This is a genomic window from Micromonospora sp. CA-111912, from assembly GCF_050948415.1.
Taxonomy (GTDB): domain Bacteria; phylum Actinomycetota; class Actinomycetes; order Mycobacteriales; family Micromonosporaceae; genus Micromonospora.
Map to the genome: position 1 here is coordinate 6,366,665 of NZ_CP192007.1, position 15,479 is coordinate 6,382,143.

The window sequence follows — 15,479 nt, forward strand, 5'->3', positions numbered from 1 at the left end:
CTTGGAAGATGGCGGCCTCCGGAGAGTCCGTTTCCCTTCCAGGTCTCAGCGCGCGGGCCTCCCGAGGCGCTGTGGCCGACCGGCGGCGCGGCGTCAGCCGGCCGCGCGGGTCGAGGTGGGACCGGACACGGGCGGCACCGCCCCCGAACCGCTCCCGTCGAGCCCCGGAGGACTTCCCGCGAGCGTGGCGAGCAGCGCGCCACCGTCGGCGAGCAGCGCCGTCTCGGCGTCGTCGACGAACGCGAGATCGGCCTCGACGTGCCGGCTGGCGGCGGAGAGCAGCAGGGCCACCACCGGGTCGTCGGCCCGGCGGCGGAGCCCGTCGAGGTTGCGCAGCTCGCGCATGAGGTGCCCGCGCTGGTTACCGAGCACCGTCCGCACCGTGTCCGACGCGCCGGAGCGGGCCGCCGCGGTGACCTTGAGGAAGAAGTCGTCCCGGAATCCGCCGCTGCGCGGGCTGGGCTCGTTGAGCCATCCCTGTAGCGCGGCGCGGCCGTCGGGGCTGATCTCGTAGACCACCCGGTCGGGTTTGACCGGCTGGGCCTGCCGCTCGGCGACGACCAGGCCGTCGCGGGAGAGGCGATCGAGGATCTGGTAGAGGTGCCCGATGTTCAGCGGCCCCCACTGCGGGCCCACCGCCTCCTCGAACGCGCCCTTCAGTTGGTAGCCGTAGCTGGGCCCCCGGGCGAGCAGGGCCAGGACCGCGTGCTGGATCGCCACCGTCTCCTCCGTTCCGTTCGTTTCGCTTCGCCCGATCGGTATCGTTCCGGACCCGGCCTTGCATTGTCACAATGTATCCCGCAGAGTGTGCAGCAGCACACGGGGAGGCGCGACATGTTCAACTTCATCTGGAGTCAGCTACGCGGCCGTGCGGGACGGTCGGTGGCACTGTTGGCCGGCGTGCTGGTGGCGACCACCGGCTTCGTCGTCCTGACCGGTGCCACCACCACCTCCCGGCTCGAGGTCACCGGCACCGTCGAGCGGGGCACCGACGTCGCCTACGACATCCTGGTCCGCCCGAAGGGCGCGCGCACCCCACTGGAGGCCGAACGCCGGCTGGTCCAGCCCAACTACCTCTCCGGCCTCTTCGGCGGCATCACCACCGCGCAGTACGACCAGGTGAAGGCGGTCGCCGGGGTGGACGTGGCAGCACCCATCGCCATGCTCGGCTACTCCACCGCCCCGGTGCCGACCCCGCTGGACCTGACCGCCGCGGTGGACCGGTCGCTCGACCGGCAGGTCATCCGCGTCGACCCCCGGTTCGTCGCCGAGCGCGGGCTCTCCAGCGCGCCGGGCCGGCCCCGCTACGTGTACGTCACCACCCACCCGCTGATCTACCCCCGCATCGGCCTGTCGTCTCAGCACAGCGACGCCACGCCGTACACCGACGGGCGAAGCTATCCGTGGGGCTCGTGCGGGTGGGCTGCGCCCCGCGAGGTGCTGCCCGACGGCCGCACCCGGGCCGTCTGCGACCCCCAGCCCACCCTGGGCAGTCCGGGCGCGCACTCCGAGCGCGAGGAGTGGTCGCTGGAGGCCGTACGGATGCTCCCCGACGGCCGGTTCGAGGCCGGCGGGCGCGTCTTCGCCGACGCGGGGTCGGGCCCCTCGTCCACCTCGGACCGGCTACGGATCACGGTCAGCCTGACGGTGCCGCTCCTGCTCGCCGCCGTGGACCCGGCCGCCGAGAACCGCCTCGTGGGCCTCGGTGGCGCGGTGGTCGACGGGCGGGCACTGGGCCCGGACGACACGACGACCGTCAAGCACATCGACTCGGACGAGATGCACACCGTGCCGGTGCTCGTAACCAGCAGCCCCTTCGTCGACGAGGAGCTGCGCGCCAGCTTCACCCGGCTGCCCGCGGCCCGCCCGGCCGGTGTCAACCTCGACGAGCTGGAGCGGTCCCTGCAGCGCGGCCCCGAGCTCCCCGCCGGCGAAACCCGCCACGACGTGGCCGCCAGCTGGCGCACCCGGATCTCCGCGGGCATCTCCCCGGACGGCTGCTGCCTCGGCCAGCTCCAGGCGATGGTCCAGGCCGGGCCGACGCGGTACGACCGGCTGCCCGACGGCACGCTGCGGGTGGGCGCGCTCCCGGCAGCCGATCCGGAGGTGTACGGCGACCAGATCACGTTCAACCCCTTCCCGCGTCCCTGGCTGGCCGAGGACACCGGGGCGCGGGCGCTGCGCAAGCTCCCGCTGAAGAAGGGGAATCCACGCAACCTGCTGTACCGGGGCTGGCGGGCCGTGGGGGTCTTCGACCCGGAGAAGCTGACCGGCTTCAGCGACCTCGGGCGGGTGCCGCTGGAGACGTACGAGCCGCCGTCGGCGCAGGGCGCGGACGCCCGCAGCCGGGACGCCCTGGGCGGCCGTCCGCTGGAGCCGGGCGGCAACCCGGCCGGCCACCTCTCCGCCCCGCCGCTGCTGCTGACCAGCCTGGCCGCCGTACCGAAGCTGCTGGACGGCGGCGGCAGTCCGCAGGTGAAGGCCCCGATCAGTGCGATCCGGGTCCGGGTCGCCGACGTGGGCGGCTACAACGAGCGCGCCGCCGAACAGGTCCGGTTGGTCGCCGAGCGGATCGCCCAGGTCACCGGGCTCGACGTCGACATCACGCTCGGCTCGTCCCCCGCCCCGCAGGCCGTGGAGCTGCCCGCCGGGTCGTTCGGCCGGCCGGCGCTGCGGCTGACCGAGAACTGGTCGGCCCTCGGGGTCGCCTCGGTGATCACAAAGGCGGTGGACCGCAAGAGCGTCGTGCTCTTCGTGCTGGTGCTGGTCGTCTGCGCGCTCTTCCTCGGCAACGCGGTCGCCGCCGCCGTCCGGGACCGCCGGTCCGAGCTGGCGGTGCTCGCCTGCCTGGGCTGGCCGGCCCGGCGGATCGGCGCGCTGATCCTCGGCGAGGTCGGCGCGCTCGGGCTGGCCGCCGGGCTGCTCGCGCTGGCGCTCGCAGTCCCGCTCGGGGCCGCGCTCGGCATCGACGTGGGATGGCGGCGGGCGCTGCTGGCCGTACCGGTGGCCCTGCTGCTGGCGCTGGTCGCGGGCCTGACGCCAGCCCTGCGGGCCGCGCGCGCCCACCCGGCCGCCGCGCTGCGACCGCCGGTGGCGACGGCCCGCTGGGTACGCCGGCCGCGCACCCTGGCCGGCCTGGCCCTGGCCAACCTGGCCCGCACCCCCGGGCGCACCCTGCTCGGCTCCGGCGCGCTGGCCATCGGGGTGGCCGCGCTGACCCTGGTCACCGCCGCCGGCTACGCGTTCCAGGGTGCCGTCGTCGGCAGCCTGCTCGGCGACACGGTGTCGCTGAGCGTACGGGGCGCGGACACCATGGCCGCCATCGCGACGGTGCTGCTCGGTGCCGCCGCGGTCACCGACGTGCTCTACCTGAACATCCGGGACCGGGCCGCCGAGCTGGCCACCCTGCGGGCGGTCGGCTGGACCGACGCCGCGCTGACCCGCCTGATCGGGTACGAGGGGCTCCTCCTCGGCGCGCTCGGCGCCCTCGCCGGGGCGGCGCTCGGCCTGGGCGGGGCGGCCTGGCTGGTGGGCGACCTGCCGGCGGCGCTGGTGCTGGTGGCCGCCGCGGTCGCCGCCGCCGGGGTGCTGATCACCTGCGCGGCGGCGCTGGTCCCCGCCGCGCTGCTGCACCGCCTCCCGACCGCACGACTACTCGCAGAGGAGTGACGATGGACGCGACCACGGGCAGCACCGTCCGGACGGCCGAGCTGATCCGGCAGTTCCGCGCCGGCACCGAGCGACTCACCGCCGTCGACGGGGTGTCGCTGGAGATCGCCGCCGGGTCGGTGGTGGCGCTGACCGGGCCGAGTGGCTCCGGCAAGTCGACGCTACTGCACCTCGTCGGGGCGATCGAGCAGGCCGACAGCGGCACCGTGACGGTCGACGACGTGGAGATCACCGGCTTGCGGCGGGCAGCCCTCGCCCGGTACCGGCAGCGGGTCGGCTTCGTCTTCCAGCGCTACCACCTGCTGCCGGCGCTGACCGTGCTGGACAACGTGATCGCCCCGGTGCTGCCCCGGCGCGGCCGGTCCGACCAGGTGACCCGCGCCCGGGAACTGCTCGACGCGGTCGGCCTGGCCGGCCGGGAGCGGTCGCTGCCGGCGCAGCTCTCCGGCGGCCAGCAGCAGCGGGTCGCCATCGCCCGGGCGTTGATGGGCGAACCCCGGCTGTTGCTCGCCGACGAGCCGACCGGCAACCTCGACTCGACCACCGGCGGGCAGATCCTCGACCTGCTGCTGAACCTGCGCGACCGGCATGGGATGACGATCCTGCTGGCCACCCACGAGCGCGCCATCGCCGCCCGGTGCGACCGGCTGATCCGGCTCACCGACGGACGGGTCGTCGAGGACGTGGACCTCACCGACGGCGAGGACCCGGCCGAAACCTACGACCGGGTCGCCCGCCTGCGCCTGTGAGGTTCGCCAGCCCCCAAGGGCCGGCTCGGGTCAGGCGGTGGGGCTGGCGGTGCGGACCCGCTCGGCGATGCGCTCGGCGACCTCGCGGGCGGTCTGCTCGGTGGCGGCCTCGACCATGACCCGCACCAGGGGCTCGGTGCCCGAGGGGCGCAGCAGCACCCGACCGGTCTCGCCCAGCTCCGCCTCGGCCCGTTCCACCTCGGCCCGGACGGCCGGCGCGGCGGCACCCACCGAACGGTCCCCGACCGGCACGTTGATCAGCACCTGCGGCAGCTTGGTCACCACGGCGGCCAGCTCCGCGAGGGACTTCCCGGTGGCCGCCATCCGGGCCATCAGGTGCAGCCCGGTGAGCACGCCGTCGCCGGTGGTGGCGTAGGCCGGCATGACGATGTGCCCGCTCTGCTCGCCGCCGAGGGCAAGGTCGGAGGCGCGCAGCTCTTCCAGGACGTACCGGTCGCCGACCTTGGTCTCGATCAGCCGGATGCCCTGCGCGGACATGGCCAGCCGCAGTCCGAGGTTGCTCATCACGGTGGCGACCAGGGTGTCCCCGGTGAGCGTGCCGGCATCCCGCATGGCGAGGGCGAGGATCGCCATCACCTCGTCGCCGTCGACCTCGACCCCGTCGGCGGTGACCGCGATGCACCGGTCGGCGTCGCCGTCGTGGGCGATGCCCAGGTGCGCGCCGTGCTCGACCACGGCCTCGCGCAGCCCGTCGATGTGGTTGGAACCGCAGTCGTCGTTGATGTTGAGCCCGTCCGGCTCGGCGTGGATGGCGACGACCTCGGCACCGGCCTCCCGGTACACCACGGGGGCGACGTCGGCCGCGGCGCCGTTGGCGCAGTCGACCACGACCTTGAGCCCGTCGAGCCGGTGCGACACGGTGCCGGCCAGGTGCTTAACGTAGTGGTCGGCGCCGTCGAGCAGGTCGTGCACCCGCCCCACCCCGGCGCCGGTCGGCCGGTCCCACGCGGTGGCCGCGTTCGCCTCGACGGCCGCCTCGATCCGCTCCTCGATCTCGTCGGGCAGCTTGTGCCCGCCTGCGGCGAACAGCTTGATGCCGTTGTCCGGCATCGGGTTGTGCGACGCCGAGAGCATCACGCCCAGGTCGGCCTTGGTTTCGGCGGTGAGGAACGCCACGGCCGGGGTGGGCAGCACGCCGACCCGGACCACGTTGGCGCCGGCACTGGTGAGACCGGCCACCACGGCGGCCTCCAGCATCTCGCCGCTGGCCCGGGTGTCCCGGCCGACCACCGCCAGCGGCGGATGGCTCCGGTCCGTCTCGGCGAGTGTGTGGGCGGCGGCAACCGCCACCGCGAGCGCCAACTCGGGAGTGAGATCCGCGTTCGCCCGCCCGCGTATGCCGTCCGTGCCGAACAACCGGCCCATACCCGCCAACCTCCGAGGAAATGGTGCACAACAGGAAAGCGAAACGGCCGGGCCACCTCCCGTCGGGGGGAGGCGGACCCGGCCGTCCGTCAGAAGTACAACGTGCCGCTGATGATCAGCGCTTCGAGTACTGGGGAGCCTTACGGGCCTTCTTGAGGCCGTACTTCTTGCTCTCCTTGACCCGGGCGTCACGGGTCAGGAAGCCGGCCTTCTTCAGGGCCGGGCGGTCGTCCGGCTCGTTGATGATCAGCGCCCGGGCGATGGCGAGCCGCAGCGCACCGGCCTGGCCGGTGGTGCCGCCGCCGCGCAGGTTGGCGATGACGTCGAACGCCTCGGGCTTCTCGGCGGTGACCAGCGGGTCCTTGATGAGCTGCTGGTGCACCTTGCTCGGGAAGTACGCCTCAAGGTCGCGGCCGTTGCAGGTGATCTTGCCGCTGCCCGGGACGATGCGCACCCGGACGATGGCCTCCTTGCGGCGGCCGACGGTCTGGATCGGCCGGTCGCCACGAGGCGCGCGGGCGACGGGCGCCGGCGCCTCGGTGGCCTCAGGGGCCTCGGGGGCAACCTCGGTCTCGGTGATGTCGGTCATGCTGCTTCCTTCGCCCGCGCTCACTGCGCGATCTGCTTGATCTCGAACGGCACCGGCTGCTGCGCGCCGTGCGGGTGCTCGGCACCGGCGTAGACCTTCAGCTTATTGATCAGCTGACGGCCGAGCTTGTTGTGCGGGAGCATCCCCTTCACAGCCAGCTCGACGGCCCGCTCGGGACGCTTGCTGAGCAGCTCCTCGTAGCCGATCTGCTTCAGGCCGCCCGGGTAACCCGAGTGGCGATAGGCGATCTTGGTCTGGCGCTTGTTGCCGGTCAGCGCGACCTTGCCCGCGTTCACGATGACGACAAAGTCGCCCGTGTCGACGTGCGGCGCGAAAGTCGGCTTGTGCTTACCACGCAGAAGCGTGGCGGCGTGGGTCGCCAGGCGGCCCAGCACGACATCAGAGGCGTCGATGACGTGCCACTGACGCTCGATCTCACCCGGCTTCGGGCTGTACGTACGCACAGGTCTACCTTGTCTCGTCGTCGGTCTGGGGTCGCGCGCCGAGGTGACCAGGCGCGCACGAACGACCAAGCGTACCTGATGCGGCACGCCTCTGGCTGTCGTACAACAGCAGGCAACGATACCCGGGGGCACCTCCGCTGGTCAAAACGGGGGGCGTTCCCGCCCACCCCGCACCACTATCATGATCTAGGTCACATTCCGGCGGGCCCCACCGGCGGAGTTCCTGGCGGCTGCGGAGTTCCGGTCAGAGTTCCTGGAGGATGCGCAGCGCGCGCCCGACCCGGAGCATCGTGTCGGTGTCGGCCACCTCCACGCACTCGGTGAACCACTTCTTCATCGGCGAGGAGAGCCGGTCGGGCATCACCACGTACCCGCCCATCGGCACGGCCAGCGGGGAGTCGCGCAGCAGTACCGTCTCGACCACCTCGGCCACCATCACGATCGGCACGTCGGTGGAGTTGTAGACGTCGGAACTGATCACCAGACCGAGCCGCTCCCGGGCGCCCTCGATGCGCCAGACCTCTCCCCTACGCAGCACGCGGACGCCCGCCGAACATCGCGTCGTCGACCATCTCCACCTCGCGGGCGTCGGCCAGGGCGGCCGTCTCCAGGTCCAGCCCGGCGCGGCCGACGGCGACGGCGTGCGCGGTGAACACCTCGCGCAGCGCCTTTTCCCGGGCGGCCTGGTTCATCCAGGCGGAGAGCGACAGCCCCTCCCGCTTGGCGAACCGGCGCGCCTCCTCGATCGTCTCGTCGGAGAACGACAGCGTCACCTTGGCAGTCATGCCACCCAAACTACCTGCGGTATGACCACCGGTCATCCCACCTGGCGTCCATCGCTGAACCACCCAAAAACCTCGGAGGTCGGTCGGCCGGGATCCGCCTGTGCCAGGGCTTGGAGTTCGGGGTCACCCCCCGTCGTGTGGGGCGCTCTTGACAGGGCCGAAACAAACGGGACCCGGGGCCGAAACTGCCCGGCGGCACGCTTTTCTGACATGACAGACGGTGCACGTACGGCGACTCGACCGGGGCGTCGACCCCCGGAGGCGGCCAGGCACTGCCCGTGCTGCGTCATCCAGTGGGAGGGGTGATGCCCCACGAACTGGCCGGCTTCACCATCGGGGTGACCGCCGACCGGCGGCGCGACGAGCTGGCCGCGCTGCTGCAACGGCGCGGGGCCCGGGTGGTGGTCGCGCCAGCCCTGCGGATCGTGCCGCTGACCGACGACACCGAACTGCGCGAGGCGACCCACGCCTGCCTGAACCGCCCGCCGGACGTGCTGATGGCCAACACCGGCATCGGGATGCGCGGCTGGCTGGAGGCGGCCGAGGGCTGGGGGCTGAACGGGCCGCTGCGTGGCGTGCTGTCGCGGGCGTACGTGGTGGCCCGGGGGCCGGAGGCGCGGGGCGCGATCCGCGCCGCCGGCCTACGCGACCTGTGGTCACCGGACTCGGAGAGCTGTGAAGAGGTCGTCGAGCACCTCATCCGGCGCGGGGTGGCCGGGCAGGTGGTCGCCATGCAGTTGCACGGTGACCGGCAGCCCGAGTACACCACCGCGCTGGAGGAGGCCGGCGCCGAGGTCATCGAGGTGCCGGTCTACCGATGGGCGCCACCCACCGACCCGGCGCCGCTGCACCGGCTGATCGACCTGGTCGCCGGGCGGCTGGTCGACGCGGTCACCTTCACCTCCGCCCCGGCCGCCGAGGCGCTGCTGCACGCCGCCGGGGACCGCACCGAGACGGTGCTGGAGGCGCTGCGGAGCCACGTGCTGGCCAGTTGCGTCGGCCCGGTCACCGCCGAGCCGCTGGTCCGCCGAGGGGTGCCGGTCAGCGCGCCGAGCCAGGCGCGGCTCGGCGCGCTGGTGCGGACGATCGTGGACGAGCTGCCCCGGCGCACGGTCACCATCAGGGCGGCCGAGCACCTGCTGACCCTGCGGGGGCACGCGGCTGTGATCGACGGGGAGCTGCGTCCGCTGGCCCCCGCCCCGATGGCGGTGCTGCGGGCGCTCGCCACGTCACCTGGGCGGGTGCTCTCCCGTACCGCCCTGCTGCGGACGCTGCCGCGCGGCGCGGACGAGCACGCGGTGGAGATGGCGGTGGCCCGCCTCCGGGCCGGCCTGCGGGCCCCCCGGGTGGTGCAGACGGTGATCAAGCGCGGCTACCGGCTCCGGGTGGACTGACCCCTCGCCGCCGGTGACCGGGATGCGTTGAGGGGTGGAACGCCCGCCCCCGCACAAGCTTCCGGTAACAGTGGCCTCCTGTTTCCAGGACGGCCGCTGCTTCCGGGATCGGGCGCGATCCTGCGGGCCCAGCGCGCCCACGGGGCGTGGTCGGCAGCCGGGCCGTGGACGACCGCGGCGGCGGCGGCGGCGGCCCTGACGACCCCGGGCCACCGCCGATGTACGTCAGCCGACCGGGGTCGGGTAGCCGCGGCCGTGCTCGGCCTGGAGTCGCAGCATCGCGTGCTCGACGACCGTGACCAGTACCTGCTTCACCGAATCCCGGTGCCGGGCATCGGTCATTATCAACGGCACGTGGGGCGAGATGGCGAGGGCCTCGCGGACCTCCTCCAGCTCGTACTGGGGCGCGTTGTCGAACCGGTTCAACGCCACCACGTAAGGCAGGCGGCGGTTCTCGAAGTAGTCCAGCGGGGCGAACGCGTCGGCGATCCGGCGGGTGTCGACCAGCACCGCCGCGCCCACCGCGCCTTTGATGATCTCGTCCCACATGAACCAGAACCGGGTCTGGCCGGGTGTGCCGAAGAGATAGAGGATCAGGTCCTCGGCCATGGTGATTCGGCCGAAGTCCATGGCGACCGTGGTGGTCTGCTTCTCCGGCACCTTCGACGGGTCGTCGATCCCGACACCGGCCGCGGTCATCACCGCCTCGGTGGTCAGCGGAGTGATCTCCGAGACCGCGCCGACCAGGGTCGTCTTGCCCACGCCGAAGCCGCCCGCAACCACGATCTTCGCGGAGGTGATCCCGCGGTTGCGGCGTGCCCCGGCGGGGTCATAGCCTGCGAAGTCCACTTAGCACCCTTCCAAGAATTTCCATCCGCTCCTCGTACCCTTCGGGCGGAGCGGCAGCGTGTAGCGTCAACAGGCCCTCGGCCACCATGTCGGCGATGATCACCCGGGCGACGCCCAGCGGCATCCGGGTGTACGCGGCGACCTCGGCCAGCGACTGGGGCCGGCCCTCGCAGATCGTGGCGATCCGGTGCTTGTCGTGGCCGGCGAACCGGGACTCGGCGACCGCCGTGGGGCTGGCCGTCAGCACCGCCTCCAGTGCGATGGCCTGCCGCGGCTCAGTACGGCCACGGGTGACCGCGTACGGACGCACCAACGCGCCGCGCGGGTCTTCCCGTCGTTGGTCCATCCGCGATCACCTCCTCCGGTGGGTGCCGTCCCTCGACACCCGGTCAGTCCGTCCGCGTGGCCAGGTGCGCTAGGAGCGCACCGCGTCCCGGCGCAGCGGCACCAGTGCGGCGCCCACCCGTTCGACCAGCAATGCCATCTCGTACCCGACCTGGCCGACGTCGCAGCTGCGGGCGGCGAGCACCGCCATCGACGAGCCGTCGCTGATCGACATGAGGAACAGGTAGCCGCTGTCCATCTCGATGACTGTCTGGAGCACCCCGCCGGCGCTGAACATGCGGGCCGCGCCCTCGGTCAGGCTCACCACACCGGAGGTGATCGCCGCGAGCTGGTCGGCCCGGTCCGTGGGGAGGTCCCGCGACGAGGCAAGAAGCAGCCCGTCCGCGGAAACCGCCACCACGTGAGCGATGCCCGCCACGCTGTCGGCGAAGTTGGTGAGCAGCCAACCCATGTCCTGCATGGCCGCTGGCCTGTTCATCGGGTCGTCTCCTTGGTCGAGGTGCTGTTCTGGTCCGCGCCGACCGTCCGTCCGCGCTGCACGCCGCGGTGGTATGCCGACAGCAGGCCGCGTACTTCGTCCGGGGTGCGCCGGCTGCGGTCCTTGCCGCTCTTCTGTTCGATCCCGCCGGGAACGAGCTGTGCCTGCGGGACCCGCTTCGGCAGACCGGAGCGGGTGGTCCCGGACGCGGTCGGTTCGGCCGCCCGGCTGGCCCGCGACCAGCCATCGTCCGCGGCCGTCCGCCAGGCCTCGGGGTCGGTCGCCGGCGGGGTGGCTGCCGCCGACCCGCCCGGTCCGGTCGCGGCCGGTGCCGCGGGCGGGGCCACCGGCGGGGTGTACGCCGGCGGCGGGGTCGCCGCGGTCGTGCCGTCCGCCGGGGTGGCTCCCGGCGTACGGGTGGGCAGCGGTGGCCGGGGCGCGGCGGGGACCTTGGCCGGGGGCGGCTCGTCGTCGAACTTGGGCCGCTGGAAGATCGCGGTCACGTCGTCGCCGTGCGACCGGAACCAGACCGCCTCCATCTCCCGGAAGATCGGCGCCTCGGCCGGCAGGCCCGGACGGGCGACCACCGGTGCGGCCGGGGCGGCCGGCACGGTGGGAGCGGTCGGCGTCATCCCCGCGACCGGACCGCCGGGCAGCGCCGGCGGGGCGGGGGTCGAGGTGGCGGGGGTGGCCGGCTGGGCGGCCTCCCCGCCGGGTGTCCGCCGGGGCAGCGGATCGATCGTCGGGATCGCCACGGTCGGGCTGCCCACCGAGAACCCGCCGCCGGGCGTGAACGCCGGCTGGGTCGGGGCGGGTGGCTGCCCCAGGGGTGCCGGCGCGACGGCCGGAGCGGCCGGCTGGGCGGCCGGAAGGCCGAACGAAGTGGCCGGAGCGCCGAACGGACTGGATGGCGCACCGAACGGACTGGCCGGTGCGGCCTCCCGGGAATCGCCGGGAACCTGCCAGCGGGCCGGCGTCGGGGCGGAGGTCCGCCACTGGTCGGTCAGCGTGGCGGCGCGACCGGCGCCGGTGAGCGGCGAGTCGAGGCCCATCGGAGTGAGCGGCGTCTGCTCGATCTGGGCGGGCTGGCGCGACGGGGTCAACGGCGCCGGGGCCGGCTCGCGACCGCGCAGCGACGGCAGCACCACGGTCGAGCTGGGCAGCGTCACCTGGGCGACGGTGCCGCCCTCCACGTTGCGCCGCAGCTCCACCCGGATGCCGTACCGGGACGCGAGGCGGCTCACCACGGCCAGACCCATCAGCCGGAACGCGGCCACGTCGACCGTGGACGGGCCGGCGAGCCGGTGGTTGAGCGAGTCGAGCTGCTCGTCGGTGAGCCCGAGGCCCCGGTCCTCGACCTGGATCAGCACGTAGTCGCGGATCCGCCGGCCGTCGGCAACCACCACCGTGTTCGGTGGCGAGAAGCGGGTGGCGTTGTCGAGCAGCTCGGCGACCAGCCGGACGACGTCGTTGACGGCGTGCGCGGCCACCGAGATGTCGGTGTCGACGGTGCCGAACTCGATGCGGTTGTACTGCTCGACCTCGGACTGGGAGGCCCGCAGGACGTCGATCAACAGGGCGTCGTCGCGGCGCGGCACCGCCGAGTCCGCACCGGCGAGCACCAGCAGGTTCTCGTCGTTGCGGCGCATTCGGGTGGCCAGGTGGTCGAGTTCGAAGAGCTGGGCGAGGCGCTTCGGGTCCTCCTCGCCGCGCTCGATCGCGTCCAGCTCACCGATCATCCGGTCGACCAGGGTCTGACTGCGTCGGGCCAGGTTGAGGAACATCGCCGAGACGCTGGTCCGCAGCGCGGCCTGCTCGGCGGCGACCCGGACCGCCTCCCGGTGGACGACGTTGAACGCCAGCGCGACCTGGCCGACCTCGTCACGGCTGTTGAGCTTGATCGGGTCGCGGACCTGCCGGACGATCTCTTCCACGCCGCCGTCGCCGACGCTGCCGATGTTCTGCAGCCGGGCGACCGCGTCGGGCAGGTCGTGGTTGGCCACCGACAGGGCGCCCTCGCGCAGCCGGCGCAGCGAGTGGTTGAGCGACCGGGCCAGCACCACGGCGAGCGTGACGGCGACGACCAGGGTCAGCAGCACCAGCACCGACTCGATGATCGCCTGCTGGATGACGTTGGAGCGGGCCTCCTCGGTCTGGGCGAGCAGGCGGTCCTGGAGCCGGATCTCGGCCCACCGCATCAGGTCGTTGACCGCGCCGATGGAGGCGGTGGCGTCGGCGGCGGAGACCAGCGGGGCCTGCCCGACCGACCGGGTCAGGTCGGCGGCCACCCGGTCGGCGAGCGTCACCGCGTCGCCGGAGACCGTGCTGTCGACGAGGGCCCGCTGAGTCGGGTCCGCGGCCAGCGAGAAGGAGAGCAGCGCCTCCTGCTGGCTGGTCAGGGTGGCCACGAACGAGGAGAACTGCTCCTCGTCGAGGCTGCCGGCGGTGAGCGCGGTGAAGGCGACCGCCTCCTCCTCGGCGACCGCCGCCTTGGCGTGGGCGAACGCGGCCAACGCCCGGCGGGTGTCCGCCAGGCTCTCCTGACCGGGGAGCTGGGCCAGCGTGTCCCCGTAGGAGACCAGGTCGGTGAGGATGACCCCGTAGCGCAGCGCGGCCTCGGACACCGCCATCTGCTTGCGGTCGAGGACCTCCTGCCGGGTGCTGTTCAGCGTCGTCAGGTGGTCCTCGATGACCTTGAGCCGGTCCCGCACCGCAGCCGGGACGTCGCCGATCCGCCCGCGCTCGGCCTTGTACTCCTCGATCCGGGCGTCCGTGCCGCGCACCCGAAGGTTGTACGCGTCGGGCCCCTGCCCCGGCGTGGCCAGGTAGCGGGCCGCGGCCATCCGTTCCTTGTGCAGATCCTGGGTGAGTGCGGAGACGTCGATCGACAGCTCGGTCAGCGACCGCAGCCGGGTCGCCTCGATCGCGCCCTCACCGGTTGAGATCAGCCGGACGGTGGCGAGCGCGATCACCGCCGCGACCGGCACCACCAGGATCAGCGCCAGTTTCGAGCGGATCCGGGCGTCGCGCAGGCGCGGCAGCCGACGACGCCGACTCCGCTCGTCCGACTCGCCACTCTCGGGCAGGGTCGTAGGTCCGGTGCTCACGACATCGCCTCCGTCGTTTCTTCCACGCCTGAACCGCCGACCCTTGGCCGGTGCAGCGGACAGCGCCGCGCGCGGCACGGCCGCGATTTCATCAGAGATGATCGTGTTTGGGAAGCCGCGGTGAGGTTGGAAACGGTCGCACGGCACTCATCGCGTGATCCGGTCAACTAATACCTTCATTTTCTCAAGCCCCTGATCAGGGCATGTAACTCCAAGGTGGTCACGCGCTTATGCAAAGTAAGCGTTTGCAAAGATTGGGTTACCCCAGCATGTGGGACGCTCGTCCCGAAACGCTTCGACGCATCCTCGCTTGACCACAGGGCCCGGCATTGGCAAGGTTTTGCAGGCTTCGCGCACACCGTACGGCAGACCAATCCCGTTTCTCCACTGAGGACGGAACAAGCGGCGGTGACCGGGCAGCCGCCCGCGCCGCACCTGGAGGACTGAGTTGATCACCATCCGCTCCGTGACCATCACGGCGCTCGCCTCGGCCGTCCTGGCCACCACGCTCACCGGCTGCCAGTTCGGCACGGCGGAACAGGACACGAGCCCCATCGTGATCGCCGTGGACCTGGAGCTGTCCGGCTCGGCGGCCCCTGTCGGCAAGGCGTACCAGCGCGCTCTGGAACTGAAGAGAGACCAGCTGAACGCCTCGGGCGCCCTGGGCGCCCGGAAGATCGAACTCAAGGTGAAGGACAACCGCTCCGACGCGAGCGAGTCGCTACGCAACGTGGAGGACTTCAGCAACGATTCTCAGGTCAGCGCGCTCATCATGGGCGGCTGCAACGAGTGCGCCGTCGGCGCCGTCCGCACGATCAACGAGAAGAGGCTCCCGACCGTCGCGCTCGCCCCGGCCAGCGCCGTCGCCAGCCCGGTGGCCGACCGCCGGTATGTGTTCAAGCTGGCCCCGAACGCGGTGGACAGCGCCGCCGCCCTCACCAATGAGCTGCACCGACGCGGCATCAAGAAGGCCGCGGTGCTCAACAGCGAGGACAGCTATGGCCAGGAGGGGCTCGCCGCCCTGCGCAGCGAGTTCATCAAGGCCGGCATCCGGCTGGTCCGCGAGCAGGGGATCAAGGCCACCGAAACCGACGTCAAGCAGCCGGTCCGCACGCTGACCGAGCGCAAGCCGGAGGCGCTGGTCGTCTGGACCCCGCCGGGGCAGGCGTTGCTCGCCGCCGACGCCGCTCAGGAGGCCAAGTTCAAGGGCTCGCTCTTCTTCGACGCGGTGGCGGCCGGGGATCTCTTCCTGGGCGCGTCGGCCGGGTCGACCGAGGAGGCAACCCTGATCTTCACCCAGACCATGGTGATCGACGACGTCATCGCCACCACCCCCGCCAAGGCGGCCCGCCGCCAGTGGTTCCAGAACTACACGGCGCGGTTCGGCGGCTACAACGGTTTCTCCTCGTTCGCCGCGGACGCCGTGCAGCTCATCGCCGACGCCGAACTGCGGGCCGGCGGCGAGCCCGGCAAGGCCGGCCGGGACGGGCTGCGCGACGTGCTCGAGACGTCCCAGATGGACGGCCTGTCGGGCCCGATCCGAATGACCCCGGACAACCACTCCGGGCTGATGCCGCAGGCCCTCACCACCCTGGTCGCCCGGGGTGGCCGCTGGCGGCTCGCCAGCTGACGAACGGCCCGCCGTGACCGGCGTCGTCGGGCCC

At 72.7% G+C, this 15,479-nt stretch carries 14 protein-coding genes; 4 read left to right on the forward strand and 10 right to left on the reverse strand.

Annotation, left to right across the window (positions count from 1 at the left end; all coding sequences use genetic code 11):
* Positions 1-93 precede the first annotated feature (93 nt).
* Positions 94-720: a helix-turn-helix transcriptional regulator gene (locus ACQPZO_RS26820; protein WP_433344700.1), complete on the reverse strand. Its 627-nt coding sequence runs from the start codon at positions 718-720 to the stop codon at positions 94-96.
* A 114-nt stretch (positions 721-834) separates the two neighbouring features.
* Here ACQPZO_RS26820 and ACQPZO_RS26825 point away from each other — a divergent pair, with 114 nt between their 5' ends.
* Both ACQPZO_RS26825 and ACQPZO_RS26830 read left to right on the forward strand, forming a co-directional pair.
* A complete protein-coding gene (locus tag ACQPZO_RS26825) occupies positions 835-3,669 on the forward strand; it encodes an FtsX-like permease family protein (RefSeq protein ID WP_433344701.1) in 2,835 nt (944 codons plus the stop codon).
* Positions 3,670-3,671: 2 nt separating this feature from the next.
* Positions 3,672-4,418 (forward strand): ABC transporter ATP-binding protein, encoded by a 747-nt coding sequence (locus ACQPZO_RS26830; protein ID WP_433344702.1) that lies wholly within the window; start codon positions 3,672-3,674, stop codon positions 4,416-4,418.
* 30 nt (positions 4,419-4,448) lie between these two features.
* Here the strand turns inward: ACQPZO_RS26830 and glmM are convergent, their stop codons facing one another.
* The 5 genes from glmM to ACQPZO_RS26855 all read right to left on the reverse strand — a co-directional run bounded on the left by glmM (position 4,449) and on the right by ACQPZO_RS26855 (position 7,642).
* Positions 4,449-5,804: a phosphoglucosamine mutase gene (gene glmM, locus ACQPZO_RS26835; RefSeq protein ID WP_433344703.1), complete on the reverse strand. Its 1,356-nt coding sequence runs from the start codon at positions 5,802-5,804 to the stop codon at positions 4,449-4,451.
* A 115-nt stretch (positions 5,805-5,919) separates the two neighbouring features.
* The gene (gene rpsI, locus ACQPZO_RS26840) at positions 5,920-6,393 is read right to left on the reverse strand and encodes a 30S ribosomal protein S9 (RefSeq protein WP_433344704.1); all 474 of its coding nucleotides are present in this window, start codon (positions 6,391-6,393) and stop codon (positions 5,920-5,922) included.
* A 20-nt stretch (positions 6,394-6,413) separates the two neighbouring features.
* Positions 6,414-6,857, reverse strand: a complete 444-nt coding sequence (gene rplM / locus ACQPZO_RS26845; protein WP_433344705.1) for a 50S ribosomal protein L13 — start codon at positions 6,855-6,857, stop codon at positions 6,414-6,416.
* 244 nt (positions 6,858-7,101) lie between these two features.
* Entirely contained in the window at positions 7,102-7,395 is a 294-nt protein-coding gene (locus ACQPZO_RS26850; RefSeq protein ID WP_433344706.1) for a type II toxin-antitoxin system PemK/MazF family toxin, read from the reverse strand.
* Positions 7,385-7,642, reverse strand: coding sequence for a DUF6364 family protein (locus tag ACQPZO_RS26855; protein ID WP_433344707.1), 258 nt, complete (start codon positions 7,640-7,642; stop codon positions 7,385-7,387). Before ACQPZO_RS26855 ends, ACQPZO_RS26850 begins: the two co-directional genes overlap by 11 nt.
* 305 nt (positions 7,643-7,947) lie before the next feature.
* Here ACQPZO_RS26855 and ACQPZO_RS26860 point away from each other — a divergent pair, with 305 nt between their 5' ends.
* On the forward strand, positions 7,948-9,036 hold the full coding sequence (locus ACQPZO_RS26860) for a uroporphyrinogen-III synthase (RefSeq protein ID WP_433344708.1): 1,089 nt from the start codon (positions 7,948-7,950) through the stop codon (positions 9,034-9,036).
* Positions 9,037-9,261: 225 nt separating this feature from the next.
* On the opposite strand, the gene ACQPZO_RS26865 is transcribed toward ACQPZO_RS26860, so the two are convergent.
* The 4 genes from ACQPZO_RS26865 to ACQPZO_RS26880 all read right to left on the reverse strand — a co-directional run bounded on the left by ACQPZO_RS26865 (position 9,262) and on the right by ACQPZO_RS26880 (position 13,815).
* Positions 9,262-9,885: a GTP-binding protein gene (locus ACQPZO_RS26865; protein WP_433344709.1), complete on the reverse strand. Its 624-nt coding sequence runs from the start codon at positions 9,883-9,885 to the stop codon at positions 9,262-9,264.
* Positions 9,866-10,231, reverse strand: a complete 366-nt coding sequence (locus tag ACQPZO_RS26870) for a DUF742 domain-containing protein (protein ID WP_387015071.1) — start codon at positions 10,229-10,231, stop codon at positions 9,866-9,868. The genes ACQPZO_RS26865 and ACQPZO_RS26870 overlap by 20 nt, the downstream gene beginning before the upstream one ends.
* 69 nt (positions 10,232-10,300) lie before the next feature.
* Positions 10,301-10,708, reverse strand: coding sequence for a roadblock/LC7 domain-containing protein (locus ACQPZO_RS26875; RefSeq protein ID WP_161685846.1), 408 nt, complete (start codon positions 10,706-10,708; stop codon positions 10,301-10,303).
* Positions 10,705-13,815 (reverse strand): nitrate- and nitrite sensing domain-containing protein, encoded by a 3,111-nt coding sequence (locus ACQPZO_RS26880; RefSeq protein WP_433344710.1) that lies wholly within the window; start codon positions 13,813-13,815, stop codon positions 10,705-10,707. The genes ACQPZO_RS26875 and ACQPZO_RS26880 overlap by 4 nt, the downstream gene beginning before the upstream one ends.
* Positions 13,816-14,263: 448 nt before the next feature.
* On the opposite strand from ACQPZO_RS26880, the gene ACQPZO_RS26885 reads away from it, so the two are divergent.
* On the forward strand, positions 14,264-15,445 hold the full coding sequence (locus ACQPZO_RS26885; protein WP_433344711.1) for an ABC transporter substrate-binding protein: 1,182 nt from the start codon (positions 14,264-14,266) through the stop codon (positions 15,443-15,445).
* Positions 15,446-15,479: the final 34 nt, after the last annotated feature.